16 protein-coding genes are annotated in these 22,335 nt (G+C 45.9%); 12 read left to right on the forward strand and 4 right to left on the reverse strand.

The window, feature by feature from the left end:
- The first annotated feature begins 207 nt into the window (after positions 1-207).
- From I2494_RS16150 to sspB, 5 genes are all read left to right on the forward strand, one after another.
- Positions 208-1,641: an anion permease gene (locus tag I2494_RS16150; RefSeq protein ID WP_218467877.1), complete on the forward strand. Its 1,434-nt coding sequence runs from the start codon at positions 208-210 to the stop codon at positions 1,639-1,641.
- Between the two features lie 321 nt (positions 1,642-1,962).
- On the forward strand, positions 1,963-2,391 hold the full coding sequence (gene rplM, locus I2494_RS16155) for a 50S ribosomal protein L13 (RefSeq protein ID WP_130592719.1): 429 nt from the start codon (positions 1,963-1,965) through the stop codon (positions 2,389-2,391).
- Between the two features lie 15 nt (positions 2,392-2,406).
- A complete protein-coding gene (gene rpsI / locus I2494_RS16160; RefSeq protein WP_130592718.1) occupies positions 2,407-2,799 on the forward strand; it encodes a 30S ribosomal protein S9 in 393 nt (130 codons plus the stop codon).
- A 318-nt stretch (positions 2,800-3,117) separates the two neighbouring features.
- The gene (gene sspA / locus I2494_RS16165; RefSeq protein ID WP_218467878.1) at positions 3,118-3,759 is read left to right on the forward strand and encodes a stringent starvation protein SspA; all 642 of its coding nucleotides are present in this window, start codon (positions 3,118-3,120) and stop codon (positions 3,757-3,759) included.
- A 5-nt stretch (positions 3,760-3,764) separates the two neighbouring features.
- A complete protein-coding gene (sspB, locus tag I2494_RS16170) occupies positions 3,765-4,265 on the forward strand; it encodes a ClpXP protease specificity-enhancing factor (protein ID WP_140920131.1) in 501 nt (166 codons plus the stop codon).
- 144 nt (positions 4,266-4,409) lie between these two features.
- Here sspB and I2494_RS16175 read toward each other — a convergent pair whose 3' ends face one another.
- Entirely contained in the window at positions 4,410-5,828 is a 1,419-nt protein-coding gene (locus tag I2494_RS16175) for a glutamate synthase small subunit (RefSeq protein ID WP_218467879.1), read from the reverse strand.
- A 14-nt stretch (positions 5,829-5,842) separates the two neighbouring features.
- Positions 5,843-10,306, reverse strand: coding sequence for a glutamate synthase large subunit (gene gltB / locus I2494_RS16180; protein ID WP_218467880.1), 4,464 nt, complete (start codon positions 10,304-10,306; stop codon positions 5,843-5,845).
- Positions 10,307-11,025: 719 nt separating this feature from the next.
- Here gltB and I2494_RS16185 point away from each other — a divergent pair.
- From I2494_RS16185 to I2494_RS16205, 5 genes are all read left to right on the forward strand, one after another.
- Positions 11,026-11,952 carry a TIGR01212 family radical SAM protein gene (locus I2494_RS16185; RefSeq protein WP_218467881.1) on the forward strand — a complete coding sequence of 309 codons (927 nt, stop codon included), beginning with the start codon at positions 11,026-11,028 and terminating at the stop codon, positions 11,950-11,952.
- A 313-nt stretch (positions 11,953-12,265) separates the two neighbouring features.
- Entirely contained in the window at positions 12,266-14,596 is a 2,331-nt protein-coding gene (gene arcB, locus I2494_RS16190) for an aerobic respiration two-component sensor histidine kinase ArcB (RefSeq protein WP_218467882.1), read from the forward strand.
- 184 nt (positions 14,597-14,780) lie between these two features.
- Entirely contained in the window at positions 14,781-15,434 is a 654-nt protein-coding gene (gene elbB / locus I2494_RS16195) for an isoprenoid biosynthesis glyoxalase ElbB (RefSeq protein ID WP_218467883.1), read from the forward strand.
- A complete protein-coding gene (gene mtgA, locus I2494_RS16200) occupies positions 15,431-16,147 on the forward strand; it encodes a monofunctional biosynthetic peptidoglycan transglycosylase (protein WP_218467884.1) in 717 nt (238 codons plus the stop codon). Before elbB ends, mtgA begins: the two co-directional genes overlap by 4 nt.
- A gap of 43 nt (positions 16,148-16,190) precedes the next feature.
- Positions 16,191-16,331, forward strand: a complete 141-nt coding sequence (locus I2494_RS16205; protein WP_218467885.1) for a hypothetical protein — start codon at positions 16,191-16,193, stop codon at positions 16,329-16,331.
- Between the two features lie 197 nt (positions 16,332-16,528).
- Here I2494_RS16205 and I2494_RS16210 read toward each other — a convergent pair whose 3' ends face one another.
- Together I2494_RS16210 and I2494_RS16215 are read right to left on the reverse strand one after the other, a co-directional pair.
- Positions 16,529-17,107: a hypothetical protein gene (locus tag I2494_RS16210; protein ID WP_218467886.1), complete on the reverse strand. Its 579-nt coding sequence runs from the start codon at positions 17,105-17,107 to the stop codon at positions 16,529-16,531.
- A 2-nt stretch (positions 17,108-17,109) separates the two neighbouring features.
- Positions 17,110-18,480, reverse strand: coding sequence for an ExeA family protein (locus I2494_RS16215; protein WP_218467887.1), 1,371 nt, complete (start codon positions 18,478-18,480; stop codon positions 17,110-17,112).
- A gap of 1,019 nt (positions 18,481-19,499) precedes the next feature.
- On the opposite strand from I2494_RS16215, the gene I2494_RS16220 reads away from it, so the two are divergent.
- Both I2494_RS16220 and gspD read left to right on the forward strand, forming a co-directional pair.
- Positions 19,500-20,276: a PDZ domain-containing protein gene (locus I2494_RS16220; RefSeq protein ID WP_218467888.1), complete on the forward strand. Its 777-nt coding sequence runs from the start codon at positions 19,500-19,502 to the stop codon at positions 20,274-20,276.
- Positions 20,277-20,298: 22 nt separating this feature from the next.
- A complete protein-coding gene (gene gspD, locus I2494_RS16225; protein WP_218467889.1) occupies positions 20,299-22,326 on the forward strand; it encodes a type II secretion system secretin GspD in 2,028 nt (675 codons plus the stop codon).
- Positions 22,327-22,335: the final 9 nt, after the last annotated feature.

Genomic DNA, 22,335 nt, shown 5'->3' on the forward strand with positions numbered 1-22,335 from the left:
TAAGAATGTTTTGCCTTCAGGCATTGTGTTTATTTACAAAGGTTAGATAGTCATATCGACATCTATGTCGATAATAACAAGTCGATAACAATAAATAAAAGAGTACTAAAAGTAGTTCGCCAATTTTTATAAATAGCTTTGATGCTTATTTCTGTTGATTTAAGCACGCCCCCTTATTTTGTTTTTATCTTAAGGAGATTGAGAGTAATGAGTAAAGAAAAAATGTGGAAGCTATTGCTGTTAATAGCCATTCCCATAATTATTGCGTTAATACCGACGCCGGCAGGACTGCCACCAATAGCCTGGTTGCTGTTTGGCCTCTATCTGGCTGCAATCGTTGGTCTGGTATTAAAACCTTATTCTGAACCGGTTATCTTGCTGGCAACGATTGCGGCAACGGCGGTGGTGATTGGCCTCTACGGTGGTAAAGATATTAAGATATCTGAAGTGCTGAAAGGCTATTCCTCCGGTACAACCTGGTTAGTATTTGCTGCATTTACGTTGAGTGCCGCATTTGTTATTACCGGTCTGGGCAAAAGAATATCGTATATCCTGATTGGTAAACTGGGTGGAACAACGCTGGGTTTAGGTTATGTTACCGCTATTCTCGATCTGTTTATTGCTCCGGCTACACCTTCTAACACCGCGCGCGCAGGGGGAATTGTATTCCCGATTATCAACAGCGTGTCCGTAGCATTAGGTTCCGATCCTAACGATAGCCCACGTAAAGCGGGTCACTATCTGATGGTTAACGTATATATGGTGACTAAAACCACCAGTTATATGTTCCTGACGGCAATGGCACCTAACGCGCTGGCATTAGCCATGATGGCAGATATCCTGCACATTAAACTGAGTTGGGCTGGTTGGGCATTGGCTGCCGCAGTTCCGGGACTGATCATGTTGGCGATCACACCTTATCTGATTTACAAGATGTATCCGCCAGAGCTGAAAAAAGTTAACAACAAAGAGATTGCAGCAGAAGGGTTGGAAAAACTGGGCCCAATGACGCTGCGTGAAAAACTGTTGGGTGTGATTTTCGTATTAGCCCTGTCAGGCTGGATTGGCGCTGATTTTATCGGCATTGATGCATCTACTGTGGCACTGTGTGTTATGGCAGTGACACTGATTCTGGGCGTTGTCACCTGGGATGATGTGCTGAAGAATAAAGGTGGCTGGAACACGCTGATTTGGTACGGCGGTATTATCGGGATGTCCGGTGTATTGACTAAAGCTGGATTCTTCGCATGGTTGGCGACCTTTATGGGTGAGCACCTCACGTTTGGTGACCATGCTATGACGGCGTTGTTTGTTATCATGTTCATCAGCGTTGCCATTCGTTATCTGTTCGCTTCCGGCGGTGCTTATGTGGCGGCAATGGTGCCGGTATTTGCTACTGTTGGTATGGTGGCCGGTGCGCCACCAATGCTGCTGGCGTTAGGGTTACTGTTCTCTAACTCCTACGGTGGTAGCCTGACTCATTACGGAGGCGCTGCTGCTCCAATCGTGTTCGGTGCCGGTTATAACGACATTCGTTCATGGTGGATTATTGGTGGTGTGATTGCCTTCCTGAGTCTGTTTGTTCATATGACCATTGGTCTTGGCTGGTGGGAGCTGTTAATCAGCATGGGCATTATTTAAGTCCGATAGTTGATCAATCGTTAACATCATTCCACTGTTTAGCCCGCGGTATCCACTGCGGGCTAATTTTTTGCGTAATTAATCGTGAATAAAGTAGGTTTAGCGATAAAAACAGGTCGACCTTTGGGGGCGACTTCTCTATAATCTTGCGACCCCACGTTACAACAAAGTTTTTTTTCCCAGAAACTTTAATGGTGCCGGCATTTAACTGCTCGAAGGGGTAGGTTTGCTGGACTCGATTGGTCGTGTGAGCCTCAACAATGTTTTTAACGTTTTGGTGTTCACCAACGTGTGTAACTTTATATTGGGTAAGTTATTTAAATGAAAACTTTTTCAGCTAAGCCAGAAACAGTAAAACGTGACTGGTATGTTGTAGATGCAACTGGCAAAACGCTGGGCCGTCTTGCTACTGAACTGGCTCGTCGTCTGCGCGGCAAGCATAAAGCGGAATATACTCCGCACGTTGATACTGGTGATTACATCATCGTTCTGAACGCAGAGAAAGTTGCTGTAACCGGCAACAAGCGTTCTGACAAGATCTACTATCACCACACTGGTTTCATCGGTGGTATCAAGCAAGCGACCTTTGAAGAGATGATTGCCCGCCACCCTGAGCGTGTGATTGAAATCGCGGTTAAAGGCATGCTGCCTAAGGGCCCGCTGGGTCGTGCTATGTATCGTAAACTGAAAGTTTACGCAGGCAACGAGCACAACCATGCGGCACAACAACCGCAAGTTCTGGACATTTAATCGGGATTATAGGCAATGGCAGAGAATCAATACTACGGCACTGGTCGCCGCAAAAGCTCTTCCGCTCGCGTCTTTATCAAGCCGGGTAGCGGTAATATCGTAATTAACCAGCGTAGTCTGGAACAGTACTTCGGTCGTGAAACTGCCCGCATGGTAGTTCGCCAGCCGTTAGAACTGGTCGAGATGGTTGAGAAACTGGATCTGTACATCACTGTTAAAGGTGGTGGTATCTCCGGTCAAGCTGGTGCTATCCGTCACGGTATCACTCGTGCGCTGATGGAATATGATGAATCACTGCGTAGCGAACTGCGTAAAGCAGGTTTTGTTACTCGTGATGCTCGTAAGGTTGAACGTAAGAAAGTCGGTCTGCGTAAAGCACGCCGTCGTCCACAGTTCTCCAAGCGTTAATTGTTTGCCCTCCGGGCAGATGCTTAATGTTAAAAACCCGGTTTATACCGGGTTTTTTTATGGGGTAAGTAAAAAGAATTTTCGCTGTTATTCTGTAGAATTATAAACCCCCTACAAAGAATGTTGAATAAATCATCACTGACTTCTGATCAAGATGGCTAAAATCTGCTAGAATAGCCGACGCTTCGTATGCTTATCGATTCAGGTCATTCAGCTTGCAGGAAGATAATTCATAGCGGAAAGCACAAAATTAGGGGAGTTGTCGTGTCCGACGGCTGCCCATTTCTGGTCATTATTTTGAGAAACTTGGAGGTTTTCATGGCTGTCGCTGCCAATAAACGTTCGGTCATGACGCTATTTTCCGGCCCTACAGATATTTTCAGTCATCAAGTACGTATTGTTCTGGCTGAAAAGGGCGTGAGCGTCGAGATTGAGCAGGTCGACATGGATAACCTGCCGCAGGATTTAATCGATCTTAATCCTTATGGTTCTGTTCCTACTCTGGTTGATCGTGAGCTGACGTTGTACAAATCTCACATCATTATGGAGTATTTAGATGAGCGTTTCCCTCATCCTCCATTAATGCCAGTGTATCCTGTCGCGCGTGGAACCAGCCGTCTGATGATGCATCGGATTGAGCAAGACTGGTATTCACTGCTGAATACTATCCTGACTGGCAGTGCTTCAGAGGCTGAATCAGCCCGTAAGCAACTGCGTGAAGAATTGTTAGCCATTGCTCCGGTATTTAACGAAGCACCTTATTTCATGAGCGAAGAGTTCAGTCTGGTTGATTGCTATCTGGCTCCGCTCTTATGGCGTTTACCGCAACTGGGTATTGAACTGACCGGTGCCGGTGCGAAAGAAATTAAACTGTATATGAACCGCGTATTCGAACGTGAAGCATTCCTGGCTTCTTTAACCGAATCTGAGCGTGAAATGCGCCTGCAAATGCGGGGATAAGAGTGATGGAGCCTACACAGATGACTCCGCGTCGCCCTTATCTGTTACGGGCTTTTTATGACTGGTTATTGGATAACCAGCTCACTCCCCATTTAGTTGTGGATGTTTCTGTCCCTGGAATTTCTGTTCCAATGGAATTTGCCCGTGACGGTCAGATAATTTTGAATATTGCGCCTCATGCGGTAGGCAATCTGGAACTGGGGAACGATGACATTCGTTTCAATGCTCGCTTTGGCGGCATACCTCGCCATGTCCATGTTCCTATGGCAGCAGTTCTGGCTATTTATGCCAGAGAGAACGGTGCAGGTACTATGTTTGAACCGGAACCCGAGTATTTGGAATCCGCGTTCGCTTATCAGGATACTGATGAGACCGACAGCGACAAATCAGAAACGGGAATTCATCTGGTTTCAGATGAAGAACCAGAGGTTTCTGATAACGGTCCGGGTGATGATGAGCCACCTCAACCTCCGCGGGGTCGTCCTGCGTTGAGAGTGGTGAAATAACGGTACGAGTTTTACAGTAAAAAAGGCGGAGATTATCTCTGCCTTTTTTGTGTCCGAAGATATATTAATAACATAAAGAATAGGGCGACCAATGGTCGCCCTATTCTTTGTCAGCAGTCTGATTTGTTCAGCGCTGTGTTTAATCTAAACCCCTAAAAACGTCATAATTCCGTCGGCTGCTTTACGCCCTTCGGCAATGGCGGTGACTACCAGATCGGAACCGCGCACCGCATCACCACCGGCAAATATTTTGCTATTGCTGGTTTGATAAGGCATTTCGCTGTCATCCGGCGCGGTAATTCGCCCTTGCTTATCCATATTGACGCGCTGTTCCGCTAACCACGGCATACTGTGTGGTTTAAAACCAAAAGCCATGATGACGGCATCAGCGTTCAGGGTATGTTCTGAACCCTCGATCACCTGTGGATTACGACGCCCTTTGGCATCCGGTGCTCCCAGTTCAGTGCGTACTACTTTCACTCCGTTGACCTGACCGGCTGCATTCACTTCAATGCTGACTGGCTGCAAGTTAAACTGGAACTCGACACCTTCTTCACGGGCATTTTTCACTTCGCGTCGTGAACCCGGCATATTCTCTTCATCCCGGCGATAGGCACAGATCACCTGAGTTGCCCCCTGACGGATAGCGGTTCTGACGCAGTCCATCGCGGTATCACCACCGCCAAGTACCACTACGCGCTTACCTTCCAGATTGATATAGGGCTCATCACTGCTGGCGGCGTAGCCCATAATATGTTTGGTATTGGCAATCAGATATGGCAGGGCGTTATACACGCCGTTTGCCTGCTCATTCGGTAAGCCTCCGGACATGGACTGATAGGTGCCGACCCCAAGGAATACGCTATCGTAGTCATCCAGCAGTTGGGCGACGGAAATATCCTGACCAATTTCGGTGTTCAGGCGAAACTCGATTCCCATCTCGGTAAAGATTTGGCGACGTTTTACCATCACCTCTTTATCCAGTTTGAAAGAGGGAATACCAAACGTCAGCAGACCACCAATTTCAGGATGACGATCGAAAACCACCGCCTGTACGCCGTTACGTGCCAACACATCGGCACAGGCTAATCCTGCCGGGCCGGCACCGATAATTGCCACTTTCTTACCGGTAGGTTTCACCTGTGACATATCCGGTTTCCAGCCCATCTCCAGCGCTTTATCGGTGATATAGCGCTCAATATTACCGATGGTGACAGCGCCAAACTCATCGTTCAGAGTACAGGAGCCTTCACACAAGCGATCCTGTGGACACACGCGACCGCACACTTCCGGCAGGCTGTTGGTTTGGTGAGCCAGATCGGCCGCTTCCATAATTCTTCCCTCATTGGCCAGCTTCAGCCAGTTAGGAATGTAGTTATGTACCGGACATTTCCACTCACAATAAGGGTTACCGCAGGATAGACAACGGTCTGCCTGCGCTTTAGCCTGCGTATCCAGAAAGGGTTCGTAGATTTCAACAAACTGAATCTTCCGGATATTTAGCGGTTTTTTCGGCGGATCTACACGCTGCAGGTCGATAAATTGATAGACATTTTCGCTCATGGTTTACCTTCCTCTTACTGCGCCTGAATCCGCAACTCAGCGCTGGAACGGCTACGATGGCCGAGCAGTGCTTTGATATCGCTGGATTTTGGTTTAACCAGGACAAATTTAGTTGCCCACACGGACCAGTTTGCCAGAATCTCTTCTGCTCTGGCGGAACCGGTGTTCTGGATATGTTCGGTTAACAATCCACGCAAATGCTCTTCGTGAATGGCTAATGCATCGACTGCCAGTACTTCAACCAGTTCAGGATTAACCCGTTTACGGAACTCATTATCTTCGTCCAGTACATAAGCGAAACCGCCGGTCATACCCGCACCAAAGTTGATACCGGTACGACCCAGAATACAAACAATGCCGCCGGTCATATATTCACAACCGTTATCACCAATGCCTTCTACCACGGTAATGGCACCGGAGTTACGTACGGCAAAACGTTCACCTGCGCGACCTGCGGCGAACAGCTTGCCACCGGTAGCGCCATACAAACAAGTATTACCGATAATGGATGCTTCATGCCCACGGAAAGCAGAACCTACCGGCGGGCGAATAATGATGGTGCCTCCCGCCATACCTTTACCTACATAGTCGTTAGCATCGCCGGTCAGGGTGAGTTCAACCCCACCTGCATTCCACACCCCAAAACTTTGTCCGGCAGTACCGTTAAAGTGAACCTTGATAGGATCGCCCGCCAGCCCCTGATCGCCATGTGTCTCGGCGATAGCGCCGGACAGCGCAGCGCCCACTGAACGGTCGGTATTGCGAATATCAAAGTAGAATGATTTGCTCTGTTTCGCCTGCATGTAAGGCTCAGCCTGAGTCAGAATGGTCTGGTTCAGAATGCCTTTATCAAACGGCGGGTTATTTTCGGTACAAAACAGTGCCTTGCCAGGATGTGGCTGAGCGCAGTGCAGCAAACCGGAAAGATCCAGACGCTGCTGTTTAGCTGAGAAGCCGTCCAGCTCGGTTAACAGATCGGTGCGGCCAATCAGGTCGGTTAACTGTGCAATACCCAGTTCAGCCATGATCAGGCGGGTTTCATGAGCAATAAAATTGAAGTAGTTAATTACTCGCTCTGGCAGGCCGTGATAGTGGTCTGCACGCAGCTTTTCATCCTGAGTGGCTACGCCGGTAGCACAGTTGTTCAGATGGCAAATTCGCAGATATTTGCAGCCTAATGCCACCATCGGGCCGGTACCAAAACCGAAGCTTTCAGCACCAAGAATGGCTGCTTTTACAATATCCAGTCCGGTTTTCAGACCGCCATCCACTTGCAGGCGGATCTTATGGCGCAGGCCGTTAGCCACTAATGCCTGTTGAGTTTCTGCCAGACCTAATTCCCACGGACTGCCTGCATATTTCACCGAGCTTAATGGGCTGGCGCCTGTGCCGCCATCGTAACCGGCAATGGTAATTAAATCGGCATAGGCTTTGGCAACGCCGGTAGCGATAGTACCAACTCCCGGCTCAGAAACCAGTTTCACAGAGATCATGGCTTTATGATTGACCTGTTTGAGGTCAAAAATCAGCTGGGCTAAATCTTCGATAGAGTAGATATCATGATGAGGCGGTGGTGATATCAGGGTTACACCGGGAACGGAATAACGCAATTTAGCAATATAAGGGGTCACTTTATCCCCCGGCAATTGACCACCTTCTCCTGGTTTTGCACCCTGAGCGACTTTAATCTGGATAACATCCGCATTGACCAGATAAGCGGGAGTAACGCCAAAACGACCGGAAGCTACCTGCTTGATACGAGAGACTTTATTGGTGCCGTAACGTACCGGATCTTCACCACCTTCACCGGAATTAGACTTACCACCAATGGTATTCATGGCGATAGCCAGTGATTCATGAGCATCGGGGCTCAGTGCACCAATAGACATAGCGGCGGTATCAAAACGGGAGAACAGGGATTCTGCCGGTTCAACTTTATCGATAGCAATGGCCTGAGACTCATCCTGTGGTTTTAGCGCCAGTAAATCACGCAAAGTTGTTACCGGCCGCTTGTTCACCAGGTCGGCATACAGCTTGTAATCTTCATAATTGCCTGATTTCACCGCGGCTTGCAGTGTAGACACCACATCCGGGTTGTAAGCATGATACTCACCGCCGTGAACAAACTTGAGTAAACCGCCCTGATCCAGTGGTTTACGTTTCAGCCATGCCCGTTTAGACAAATTGAGCAGGTCTTGCTGGAAATCGCTGAAGTGGGCACCGCCGATACGGCTGGATACCCCTTTAAAACAGAGGGCTGTCAACTCAGAATGCAGACCAACGGCTTCAAACAGTTGAGAGCAACGGTAAGAGGCAACGGTGGAGATGCCCATTTTGGACATAATCTTATACAGTCCCTTATTGATACCATTGCGGTAGTTCAGCATTACCCGGCGCTGTTGCTTTTCGATAACGCCGTTCTCTACCATTTTGGCCAGCGTTTCATAAGCCAGATAAGGGTAGATAGCGGTAGCGCCAAAGCCTAACAACACGGCAAAGTGGTGCGGATCGCGGGCGCTGGCGGTTTCAATAATAATGTTGGCATCGCAGCGCAGGTTTGACTCCACCAGACGAGTTTGCAGTGCTCCTACCGCCATAGGTGCCGGAATGGGTAAACGGTTCGGTGCAATATTGCGGTCAGACAGTACCACCAGTACCGTGCCCTGACGCACTTTCTTCTCCGCTTCATCGCACATAGCGATAACGGCAGCATGCAAATCCATTTTATCCGGACAGTAAGTGATATCGACCGTGTCGGCGCGGTAATACTCCTCTTTCAGCGTGGTGAGCTGAACAAAGTCAGAGTACAGCAATACCGGAGAGGTGAAGCTCAGACGGTGAGCCTGTCCTTCCGCTTCACAGAATACGTTCATCTCACGACCAATATTGGTGGCCAGTGACATCACATGAGCTTCACGCAGTGGATCGATCGGCGGGTTAGTGACCTGAGCGAACTGCTGACGGAAATAGTCGTAAATAACCCGCGGCTTGCTCGATAGCACGGCAAACGGAGTATCATCCCCCATGGAACCGGTAGCTTCCTGGCCATTTTCGCCGATAACGCGGATCACCTGCTCCAGCTCTTCATTACTGTAGGCGAATTGCTTCTGGTAGGTTTCCAGCAGAGTGTCATCCATTTCACGGCTGCCGACCTGGTCGTCCGGCAGATCTTCAAACGGCGTTAAACGGCGAACGTTTTTGCTCATCCAGCTCAGATAAGGGTGACGGCTCTTTAAGTCATTATCGGTTTCATTGGTGCGCAGAATTCTGCCGGTGCGGGTATCGATCACCATTAATTCACCCGGGCCAACGCGGCCTTTTTCAACCACTTCATCCGGTTGATAATCCCAGATACCGACTTCGGAGGCGCAGGTAATCAGCTTATCTTTGGTTATCACATAACGTGCAGGGCGCAGGCCGTTACGATCCAGATTACAGGCGGCATAGCGGCCATCTGACATCACGATACCTGCCGGGCCATCCCACGGTTCCATATGCATGGAGTTAAAGTCGAAGAAGGCGCGCAGCTCTTCATCCATATCCGGATTGTTCTGCCATGCAGGTGGAACCAACAAGCGCATGGCTCGAATCAGATCCATCCCGCCGCTCAGAAACAGTTCCAGCATGTTGTCCAGCGAGCTGGAGTCAGAACCGGTTTCATTAACGAACGGTGCTGCATCCTGTAGGTCAGGAATTAGCGGAGTTTTAAACTTATAGGAGCGGGCTCTGGCCCACTGGCGGTTACCGGTGATGGTATTGATTTCACCATTGTGTGCCAGATAACGGAACGGCTGTGCCAACTGCCAGCGGGGTACGGTATTCGTGGAGAAGCGCTGATGAAACAGACAAATAGAGGATTCCAACCGCAGATCCGCCAGATCGAGATAAAAACGTGGCAGGTCAACGGGCATACACAGCCCTTTATAGATGCTAACCACGTTTGACAAACTACAAACGTAGAAGGTCTCATCTTGCACTCGTTTTTCGATACGGCGACGCGCCATAAACAGACGGCGTTCCATATCTAATGAGCGCCATCCTGCCGGGGCGTTAACGAAAATCTGCTCAATACGCGGCAGGGAAGAGAGCGCAATTTCCCCCAGCATATCCGGATTGGTTGGCACCACACGCCAGCCAATAATTGAAAGGGTTTCTCGTTGAAGCTCTTCTTCAACAATTTTACGGCTGGCTTCTGCCTCTTCTGCATCCTGACTTAAAAACAGCATGCCGACGGCGTAATTTTTTGCCAGTCTCCAGCCTTGCTCTTCCGCTACCAGACGAAAGAAACGATCAGGTTTTTGTAGTAATAGTCCACATCCATCGCCGGTTTTACCATCGGATAATATCGCGCCGCGATGCTGCATGCGTGACAGGCCATGAATAGCCGTTCTGACGACTTTATGGCTAGGCTCGCCTTCTATATGGGCGATAAGGCCGAAGCCACAGTTGTCACGTTCTTTCGACGCGTCGTATAGCATGATGTTGCTCTCCAGTTACCCCATGTGTGTATTTCTGATGTTGTTATAGTTTGCTGTCTATCCGGTAGATAGCGGACACCCCGTTTCCCGTGTTGATAACCACGCTATCTGCTATATCCGTTAATTATATTTTTCCAGTCCAGAGAGGGATGTATGGTCAGCGTTATGGGGACACTCCGCATACATAACGCCACTGTTATTGGATAGCAGAATCTATTCCTTAGATCCTTAAGAATGGCGCTCAACCAACTTAATATACAAAGAGAATTCAGGTCAAATATGCAGCGTAAAACGCACTATTTTATGCTTTTATGATTATCTAATTGAATATAAAAAGATTTATAACCTATTTGAGATAAGGGTTTTGTTTTTTTATCGCAATAAAATGTGAGCTAAGTCACTGTACTATTGGGTGGGAATTATGTTCATCCTCTCCTGATACAGTATATTCTGGTACTATATGTTGGTTTTTAAATTATCTTTAGTATTTAATTGCGTTGTTTGTTGAGATTATGTTACGGACTGGTTGAGTATCAGTATAAAAAGAAATCATAAAAAGCTAACGTTCTTCATTTTGGCTTATATCAACATTTATTCTGTGCTCACAGCCCAACTGATTTGATCTTTATCACTTCGTCACGGGAGAATTAAGCGTACTCTGATGCCCCGTTTTCTCCCGGAGAGATAAGCGAATATTCTTCTAAAACATGTGATTAATCATGCAACTGAATCAACATATCAATATGTTTGGCGCTGATTTACAGCAACGCTACGGCGAAAAAATTCATAAGCTGACGCTGCATGGCGGGTTCAGTTGTCCTAACCGCGACGGTACGGTAGGTCGGGGAGGATGTACTTTCTGTAATGTGGCTTCGTTTTCAGATGAGGCACAGCAGCATCAGAGTATTGCAGAACAGTTGGTTCGTCAGGCGAAGAAGGCGAATCGGGCCAGCCGTTATCTGGCCTATTTTCAGGCCTATACCAGTACTTATGCAGAGATTTGCCTGCTGCGTGATATGTATCAACAGGCGCTGTCACAGGCGGATATTGTTGGGATCTGTGTTGGTACTCGCCCTGATTGTGTATCGGAAGCGGTATTAGATTTACTATCAGGCTATTGTCAACAAGGGTATGAAGTGTGGCTGGAACTGGGGCTACAAAGTGCTCACGATAAAACCCTGAAAAAAATTAATCGTGGTCATGATTTTGCCTGTTATCAGACAACAACGATTGCCGCCCGGCAGCGGGGAATTAAAGTATGTACTCACCTGATTGCCGGATTGCCAGGGGAAAGCATCAATGACAATTTAGCGACGGTTGCCAGAGTGGCGGAAACGGGTACCGATGGTTTAAAACTTCATCCTTTACATATTGTCACCGGTAGCACTATGGCAAAAGCCTGGCAGGCCGATCGCCTGACGGCTCTGGAACTGGAAGAGTACGTACAACGCGCCGGTGAAATGATCCGCCATACGCCGGTTGATATTATTTATCACCGGATTTCGGCTACGGCACGGCGCCCAACCCTGCTAGCGCCGCTGTGGTGTGAAAACCGCTGGCTGGCGATGAATGCTATTGAGACGTATCTTATTGAGATGGGGAATCAGGGATCGGCTTTGGGGCAAAGCTTTATTCCTTGCGGGTAGCGGCGGAGTAGTCCGGTAAAGTTTTATGTTGATGTAGAGTGTTATGGCATATGCTTTAAATGTTTATTGCTGAAACTTGTTGGGTACTGATGAGCTGCAGATAACATCGTTCATTTTAATTTTAGCGGACATTCCGGCCGGAAGAGCATTCGTACTTGAGTTGGGAAAGCGAGATCGCTAACAATGGTCTCTTCCTCCGATTAACTTTGTTATCAATATGAAATTAATGCATTATTTGATTTAACTGCATTTTTCGCTATTTATCCCCGGTTTACGGTATGATTTCGGCGATAAAAAAATCTTGGGAGTAACAATGAAGCAACTGCGGAAATTAGCCCAGTATTATGTTGATGCCATGGTGAAGTTAGGCCTGGTACGCTTCTCTCTTATTTTAGCGTCGATCATTATTGTTTTGGCTTTTACCGTGCAGATTTCGGTAACCGCAGCGCTACATGGTGAAATTGAACGTATTGATGTTATCCGATCTATTTTCTTTGGGTTGCTGGTTACTCCCTGGGCAGTCTATTTTCTCTCTATCGTAGTGGAACAACTTGAGGATTCTCGCCAGCGATTAGCCAAACTGGTTGAAACGCTGGAGGACATGCGTGCGCGTGATTTAGAACTCAATCATAAGTTACAGAATAATATTGAGCGTCTGAATCAGGAAATTGGCGAACGGATAAAAGCAGAAGAGGCCAGAGAGCGGGCAATAGAAGAGTTACAAATTGAGATCGCCCAACGCCAGCAGGCGCAGATTGAGTACGAGCAACAGTCAGTATTCTTGCGCTCATTTTTAGATTCGTCTCCCGATCTGGTGTATTACCGGGATGAAGACGGGCGTTTTTCTGGCTGTAACCGGGCAATGGAGCTACTGACGGGGCGCAGCGAGAAGCAGTTAATTGGCCTCAGTCCGAGTGATATCTATAACAGTGAAGTAGCGGAAAAGGTCATTGAAACCGATGATAAAGTGTTCCGCCATAATGTTTCTCTCACTTATGAGCAGTGGCTGGTTTATCCGGATGGTCGCAAAGCTTGCTTTGAAGTGCGTAAAGTCCCTTTCTATGCGCTGGATGGTAAACGTCATGGCTTGATGGGTTTTGGCCGGGATATTACTGAACGTAAGCGCTATCAGGATGCGCTGGAAAAAGCCAGTCGGGACAAAACCACCTTTATTTCCACCATTAGTCATGAACTAAGAACGCCATTAAATGGTATTGTCGGGCTTAGCCGTATTCTGCTGGATACCGAGTTAAATGCCGAACAGCTTAAATACCTGCGTACTATCTACGTTAGCGCCACCACGCTCGGGTATATCTTTAACGATGTTATCGAGTTGGATAAAATTGAGCGGCGTAAAACCCAACTGGAAATTGCCCCGCTGGATTTATTGAATTTCCTCTCAGATTTAGAAAACCTATCCGGACTGTTGGTTGAGCCGAAAGGCCTGAGTTTTACGCTGGAATATGGTGATAACCTGCCGGCCTTTATTATGACGGACGGAACCCGCCTGAGACAGATTCTGTGGAATTTAATCGGCAATGCGGTGAAGTTTACTTCTCAGGGTGGGGTTACTGTTCGGGCACGTCGTGAAGGGGAAAATCACTTCTATTTTGAAGTGGAGGATTCCGGTATCGGCATTCCACAGGAAGAGATTGATAAAATTTTTGCCATGTATTATCAGGTTGCCAGCAAACACGGTGGTCGTCCGGCTACCGGAACCGGTATTGGTCTGGCGGTCTCCCTACGTTTGGCTCAGGCGATGGGGGGCGATATTTTTGTTAAAAGTGAAGTGGGTAGAGGCACCATCTTCACCGTGTTTATTAAGGCATCGGTAGCAGAAAAAGAGGCGCCGCAGAAAGAAGAGTTACCTTCTGCCTCTTTAAGGGTATTATTAGTAGAAGATATTGAGCTGAATGTGATTGTTGCCCGTTCAGTGCTGGAAAAACTTGGGCATACTGTTAGTGTTGCGATGACAGGGACGGAAGCGCTGGAGAAGTTTAAACCAGGCGAGTTTGATTTGCTGTTGCTGGATATCCAGTTGCCGGATATGACCGGTTTTGATATTGCCAGACAGATCAGAAATAATTATGCATCGGAAGAGATTCCACCGTTAGTGGCGTTAACCGCCAACGTATTAAAGGACAAACAAGAATATCTGAACTCAGGGATGGATGATGTACTCAGTAAACCGCTTTCGGTGCCGGAGTTAATGGTAGTCATCAAGAAAATCGGAAGTGCCCAACTAAAAATGTTACCTAAACTACAGGAGCAAGGCGCGATGAAGCCCAATGAGTCTATACTCGATTTAACCATGTTAGAGCAGTATATGGAGTTAGTTGGTCCACAGCTTATTCTTGACGGTTTGACTATGTATGAACAAGTGATGCCAGGCTATCTTGCGGTGCTTGAGTCGAATATGACGGCCAAAGATGAAAAAGGTATCACCGAAGAAGCACACAAAATTAAAGGGGCTTCCGGTTCCGTTGGCTTGAAACATCTCCAGCAGTTAGCTCGTCAAATTCAAACACCAACGTTGCCTGCATGGTGGGATAATGTGGAAGAGTGGATTGATGAACTGAAGCTGGAATGGCGTAATGATGTTCAGGTACTACGTGCTTGGGTTGAGGCTCAGGAAAAACGCTAACAGGCCTCAATACTCATGATTTTAATGCGGCGGAATCGAAAGATTTGCCGCGTTGTTGCTTATGGCTACAGGTAAATTTTCGGTACTGAATGTTGTACTGAATGTTGTACTGAATAGAATACCGAATATAGCTCTGATAATCGGTATATTAATAATCAGGTCGGTTTAACGGGAGGAGTGATTGATGAAACGGGTTGCCGTTGTATTAAGTGGATGCGGTTTTTTAGATGGTGCAGAAATCAATGAGTCAGTATTAACCCTACTGGCGTTAGACCGTGCCGATGCTGAGGTAACTTGCTTTGCCCCTGACCAGCCTCAGTCCGATGTCATCAACCATTTTACTGGTAAACTGGCTACCGAGAGCCGCAATGTACTGACCGAATCAGCACGTATTGCCCGAGGTAAAATTCAGCCCTTGTCTCAGGCTGATGCTGCGTTATTTGATGCACTGATTGTTCCGGGCGGCTTTGGTGCAGCCAAAAATCTGAGTAACTTTGCCTCTCGTGGTGCCGAGTGTGAAATTAATCCGGATCTGACTCGCCTGGTGAAAGCAATGCATAAAGCAGGTAAACCCATGGGCTTTATTTGTATTGCTCCGGTATTGTTACCAAAAATGTTAGGGGTTCCGGTTCGGGTAACCATCGGTAACGATATTGATACCGCAGAAGTGGTGGACGCAATGGGGGGCGAGCACATTACTTGTCCGGTTGATGATATTGTGGTGGATGAAGAACAAAAAGTGGTAACTACACCAGCCTATATGCTAGCGCAGCGCATCAGTGAAGCTGCTCAGGGCATCGAAAAACTGGTGGCTCGCGTACTGGTGTTGAGCGAATGAAGAAATTCGCCCCTTCAAAAATGATGGGGCGCCTGCTGTTTTGGTTAAAACGATGCATTAAGGTTGTTTTACTGATTTGGGGTGCCGGGATCATTCTCTTTGCCTTTTTACCGGTGCCATTCTCTGCCGTCATGGTAGAGAAGCAACTGGGAGCCTGGCTCACGGGTAATTTTTCCTATGTTGCTCATCAAACCTGGGTATCGATGGATGATATCTCTCCCCATATGGCACTGGCGGTAATTGCAGCGGAAGATCAAAAGTTTCCCGACCACTGGGGCTTTGATATGAATGCTATCGCTTCAGCATTCAGCCATAACGAACGTAAACCTAATCGTATTCGCGGTGCTTCAACCATTTCTCAGCAAACGGCTAAAAACCTGTTTTTATGGAATGGTCGCAGTTGGGTACGCAAAGGATTAGAAGCCGGGTTGACCGTTGGGATGGAGCTGGCGTGGACTAAACGCCGTATCCTGACGGTTTACCTGAACGTTGCTGAATTTGGAGAGGGCGTGTTTGGTGTTGAAGAAGCCGCCCAGCGTTACTTTAAGAAATCGGCAAAGAATCTGACCCCTTCCGAATCGGCAAGGCTGGCGGCGGTTTTGCCTAATCCTATTCGTTATAAAGCCAATAAGCCTTCTGGTTATGTTATTCAGCGGCAAAACTGGATATTACGTCAAATGAGGCAGTTGGGAACGGGAACACTGGATTGGTGATGTGGGGCTCAGAGGTATCCGCTGAGACTGCGGACAAAGTTTGATGAGTTTATGTCTGGCAACCAATCGACGGGAGAGGCCGCCGTTGGGGGCGACGTGGTGTAAGCCAGCAATAAACAGGCAAAGCCTGTTTGAACAGCGCGAGTACTGGTCTGAAGGGCAAAATACCTTCGGTATTTTGTAACTGCCTCAGGATGAACCAGGCCCGGAGTTCTCTGGTGCTGAGTACAAACGGTCTTCCGGCCGGGCACAACGTTGATATGAGTAACATCGTTTTTACGGCCGGAATATTCATTAAAGCCAATTTATCTGGTTTGTCAGCAGTCTGAGCGCAAAGATCTTCTCTAAGCCCGACGTATCGCTGTCGAAAACACTGCTCATTTATTTCTTCTGTGGCTCCGTTGTTACCTGCGGAATATCTGAATTATATTCCCGGCTTTGTTCCTGCAGGGCTTGCGCCAGTCGTTCCCTTAGATTTCGGGTTGCTTCACTTTCACTGGAGTCATCACTCACAGGCGCTCTGGCCTTATTGTTCATCGGCGCTAATGGAATATCACCTTCAGGTTCACCCCTGATTACATCGCGATCCACCAGAGGTTGGTTGAGATTATCCATGGTAGTTAATGGCGACGGTGCCTGTGGCTGAGGGAGTGGTTTAGTGGTGTAAAGGTAGTGCATATCAGACAGAAATATTTCTGGCTGTTCTTTAGGGGCTACTGGAGCAGGGACTGAGGTTTGTACTTCTATCGGTTTTGGATAGAGATATTGCCAGTACATATGACCAAAGGTTCCCGCTACGATGAGCAGCGAGGCGCCTATTGAGCCTGCAACAATATACAGACCTAACCGAAAATAACTCATGGGTGCTGCTGTGATACGAACCCTGTCATTGGTTCGTTGGTTAGTTTGGTTGCGTTGATTACGCTGATTACGATAAGCAGTAAGGGAAATAGCGGACATGATTACTGTATCCTTTGCTTGATTACCGACACATCCGGTATATTTTGCTCTTTTATTAACTTCGGTGAATCACCGGAGGCCAACGCCAACTTCATGAGTGTTTCTGAACCGACCAGTCCGTCATCTTTTAACCCTTCATTTTTCTGAAACTGTTTAACACTTTCCATCAGCTCAGGAGACCAGGTATTCTTTTTGCTTTTAGGTTTAAGTAAGGTGCGGCTTAACATTTTATCCAGCCAGGCAATTTCGCTACTGCTGCTGGTGCCATCGATCTTATCGCGGCCCAACGGTGTTAACCGATAGAAGATAATGTACTGTCCGGTACTTTTTTGCTCAAACCAACTGCGGCTGGTTTGCCAGGTACGATTATTAATCAACAGGTCGATATCTGTTTTGCCAACCCGAACCACATTGACATAGCCAATATTGTCGTCAACTTTCACCTCAGCGATCCATGGATAACCTACCTTTTCCATCTCCTCCAGCTTTGCCTGGCCTTTTTTGCATTGCAGGTTAGCCCTGCCAGCTTCTTCGCAAAAAGCATCATCATTCGAAACGTCATAGCCCCATATTTTGTACATTTGCTGCATGGCGGCTATCTGATTACCGATTTCAAGGTCAACGACGGGTTCTGCTTTAGGTTCAGGAATCACCATGGGTTCTGGTTCCGGCTGATTCCAGGCGATTGGATGCGGTAAATGTGGGGAGATCACCGGTAACATAGCCCAGCCAAGAGTCAGACAAACAACCACCGAAGCGAATACGATGGACAGTTGAGTTGGCGTAACCCGGCAGGAGCCGGTGATCTCTTTAGTTGCCATCCGCAGATGATGCTGAGTGATAACTTCGCTTCGTTCAGCATAGGCACCCAGCAGCGCATAATGAGCAATTCGATTAACCAGTGAAAGCTTGCCTCTGGCTGCCCGGTAAATCCAGCGTATCTGTTGAGGACTAAACAGGGCTGGATTACCATCATTCCAGGCTAATTGATGTTCAAAATATTCAGCGTACTCACGTATGCTTGGCATACGAAAGTTCAGATTGGTGTGTAACCATGGCTGGAAAGTTTTGGGTAACAAACGGCCTAATTTATCAGAACCACACAACAGAATGGTGAGTGAAGCGTTTTGTTCTTCCGCTTGAGCAAGGCGTTTTTTTAATATATCCCAACATCCTTCAGACATACATTGTGCGGATGTAATGATAAGTAGCTGTGAATTGGTGGTGATAAACCCATGATTTACTGATGAGTGATTGGCCTCAATATTTTCCAGTTTTTTTACTAACTCCTTTTTTGACAAACAAGGAGAAGCATTAATGGTTAAGCTATGGCCGTGATATTCAGCACCAATTCGTTTAATAACATCATTCAAGCTATTTTCATCTTGTGAATAGAATCCAATAACTCCTTTTTTATGACAGGCATGAGAAATTAATAATTAGATACTATGAAAATATTCAAGGAAAAATCGATTATTATGAAAAATAGTATTTCTAAAGGGTTCACTGCCGAATTTAAAATGTTCTAAATACATGATTATTATCGCCCTTTACCATATTGATACTGCTATTTATATTCTGTGAGTAAATATTTATTCATTTAAATCAATCAGGTGCTTTTTGTGGCTGATGGGGAGAAATATGTTTGCTATCAACAAATATTGTTGAACTCGTGATAAAAAGTTGCTTAATTTAAGATGATTAAATAATTGACTTAAATATAAGATTATCATTGTGATAATGAATTTATAGTTCTCGCATTTCACCCTGTCAAGAAAACACATTTCTTTTAGGTTAAAAATAGATGGAGCTGAAAGGGTTTATCCGTATCAGATAAAATAAATTTATTATTTTTTAGGGGAAATCACAAAAAGGGAAAATATGAAAGACTGAACTTGGTGATCAAATGTAACTGACTTTTTTCAACAGAAGAGAAAATGTACGATTTGCATAGCTCATTATTTTTTTTCTGCCTGTTATATATCAATAATATTTTTATTATTATAAGTGATAGTGAGTTTTATGGTTTTTAGCATAAGAAAGTGTTAACCAAAATGGTTTTTTGGGATTGCTTTGTTATTTTTTCAAAATAAATATTCGGATGATTTATTTTATTGTCACAAATGTAATGATTTATAAGAGTGTTTATAACAAAAGTAATGCTAAAGTGTTATTTTTATTTTTACATGCTGAACTTTTATTTTCTTAACTTATATGCACTTATGAAAAATAAGGTATATCCGTCTTTTTTAGGATAAGAAACGTGTGGATTTAGTAAGCAATTATAGGGAAAATATTCTTAACCCAATAAGTATACGAATACGTTAATTATTTCCCTGTTATCCGGGGCGGTAGCTTATTGTCCCTATTTTATCTATAAGGTATTTGAGTTATGCAGATTAATATTATTAATAAATTCACCGTTCCGGCACTGATTTTGGGCGTGTTTGGTCTTGGCTCTCTTCAGGCTTACCACACTTATGATAATCATAAAAACTACACATTAAATAGTAATATCAAACACTCAGCACACAAAACTAAAAAAGTGGAAGAGATTAAACCAGTGACGCTGGCTTTGTTTAATGCACCACAGAAAGCCGCACCAGGTGCGGCTAAAAAGGCACCTTTGGTATTGGATATTAGCGCCATTGTGTATAGCGATAAACCCGGATTATCTATAGCTACAATTAATCAGGCCGGAAAACAGGTTAGCTATCGTGAAGGTGAAAAATTGCAGGGTTATGAAGATGTTTGGATTGATACTATTGAGAAAAATAGCATTCAGGTTCGTTATAAAGATGACATGGAAACCGTACAATTAAAGAATCCTGATTATATTAAAGGTGTTGATACAACTCGTGTATTACCAGTAAAAGATACAAAGTTAGTTGAAAATCATTTAGGTGATTATTTTATTTTAGGCCCGGAATATAAATCATCAGATAAATTAGTGGGTTTGAAAATTACACCGAAGTCTGCTTCTGATATTTTTAAAAAAGCAGGTCTTAACCCTGGGGATATAGTTGTAAAAATAAACTCCAATGATGTAACAGGAAATAAAGAAATAAAAAGTGTTATTGACCAATGGGCTAAGTTAGATTCTGCCAATATTACGGTTAAGCGCGGTGGCGAAGACAAAAACATTCATCTAGATTTACAAATACTGTGACCCTATATGAATTAAATCTAATATGAAAAGAAAAATTTGCGCTCGCTCAGTGCTCGCATTATTGCTTTTATATTCCGGGCATTTAATCGCTGCTGATTTTAGTGCTAATTTTAAAGACACTGATATCAGAGAGTTTATTGATGTTGCCAGTAGAAATTTAAATAAAACAATTTTAGTTGATCCGGCAGTTCAAGGAAAAGTATCAGTAAGAACCTATGATCTTCTTACTGAAGAGCAATATTATCAGTTTTTTCTTAGCGTATTAGACTTGTATGGATTTTCGGCTATTCCGATGGATAACGGCATGATTAAAATTGTCCGTTCATCAACAGCGAAAACCGCAGGCGTACCGCTTGCAGATACTGCAAATCCGGGTAAGGGTGATGAGATCATTACCCGGGTTGTTCAAATGGAAAACGTACCCGTCAGGGACTTAGCACCTTTATTACGCCAACTTAATGATGCCTCCGGCGTGGGTAACGTGGTGAATTATGAACCGTCGAACGTTCTGTTATTGACGGGCAAAGCCTCTTCAATTAATCGCCTGGTGGATCTGGTTCATCGGGTTGATGCTTCAGGTGTACAGCAAAGGGAAACCATTCCTTTGCAATATGGTTCTGCCAAAGAAATTTCAGACATGCTGAATAACTTGAGCAACGAAGAACAGAAAGGGCAGAGTGCACCACAGTTAACGGCTAAAGTTGTCGCCGATACGCGCACGAATACTTTGGTACTAAGCGGTTCATCTCAGGCGCGGGAGAAAACTCGCAACCTGATCAAAAAGCTGGATCGTAACGAAAACAGTCAGGGTAATACCCGAGTGTTCTATCTCAAGTATGCTAACGCCGTTAAAATTGCCGCGGTGTTAACCGGTATTGGTGACAAAATTCAAACGGATAAAGGAGGTGGTGCTAAGGGCTCGTCTTCATTGTCCAACAAGAATGATTTGAATATTACCGCTGACGATCAGACTAACTCTCTGGTTATTACTGCACAGCCTGATGTGATGCAGTCACTGTCACAGGTTATCGGTAAGCTGGATATACGTCGGGCACAGGTTTTGGTTGAAGCTATTATTGTTGAAGTTCAGGATGGCGCAGGCCTGAATTTGGGCGTTCAGTGGGCGACCTCTAACGGCATTTCTCAGTTTACCAATACCGGTATCCCAATCTTTACCGCCAGACGGGGTAAAGATCAGTTAGATATTGATGGCAGATTTACCGCGACTAACCCGTTAACCGGAGTACTTGGCGGCTATAACGGTTTAGCTACCGGCTTCTCTAACGGTGATTTTGGCGCGCTGCTGACTGCTTTGGCCTCTGATAATAAGAGCGATATTCTTTCAACCCCAAGTGTGGTCACTCTGGATAACCGCGAAGCATCCTTTAACGTGGGTCAGGATGTGCCTGTTCTGTCAGGTTCTCAATCGAATACCTCTGGCGATAACGTATTCAGTACCGTCGAACGTAAAACCGTTGGTACTAAACTGAAAGTGACACCGCTGATCAATGATGACAATTCAGTTCAAATGAAAATTGAACAGGAAGTTTCCAGCGTCGATCCAACTTCTGCGCAAAGTACTTTAGGGCCAACCTTCAACACCCGAACCATTAATAACGAGGTTTTGGTTAAGAGCGGTCAAACGGTGGTATTAGGTGGTCTGGTTGAAGACTTCACCACTCAGACCGTATCTAAGGTTCCGTTGCTGGGTGATATTCCATTAATCGGTCAATTATTCCGTAGTACATCCAATACCAAAGCGAAACGAAATCTGATGGTCTTCATTCGCCCTACGGTTATTCGTAGTGATGCTGACTATAACTACAGTTCGAAAGTGAAATACAACAAGAGCCGTGAAGATCAGCAGTATCGAATTGAAGAGAACAAGATAGGTATTGTTCCACCAATCGATCCAAAAGTTCTGCCTGAATATCCGGATCACTTATCACCGGGAACTTTAGGCAGCACGGGAACTGACGACACGACTCAACCGATGGTACCGGCAGCGACAACGCCAGCACCGCGTGGACGTAATCCATTTCGCGACTAAATAGTACAA

The organism is Limnobaculum allomyrinae (genome assembly GCF_016649425.1).
Classification (GTDB): Bacteria; Pseudomonadota; Gammaproteobacteria; order Enterobacterales; family Enterobacteriaceae; genus Limnobaculum; species Limnobaculum allomyrinae.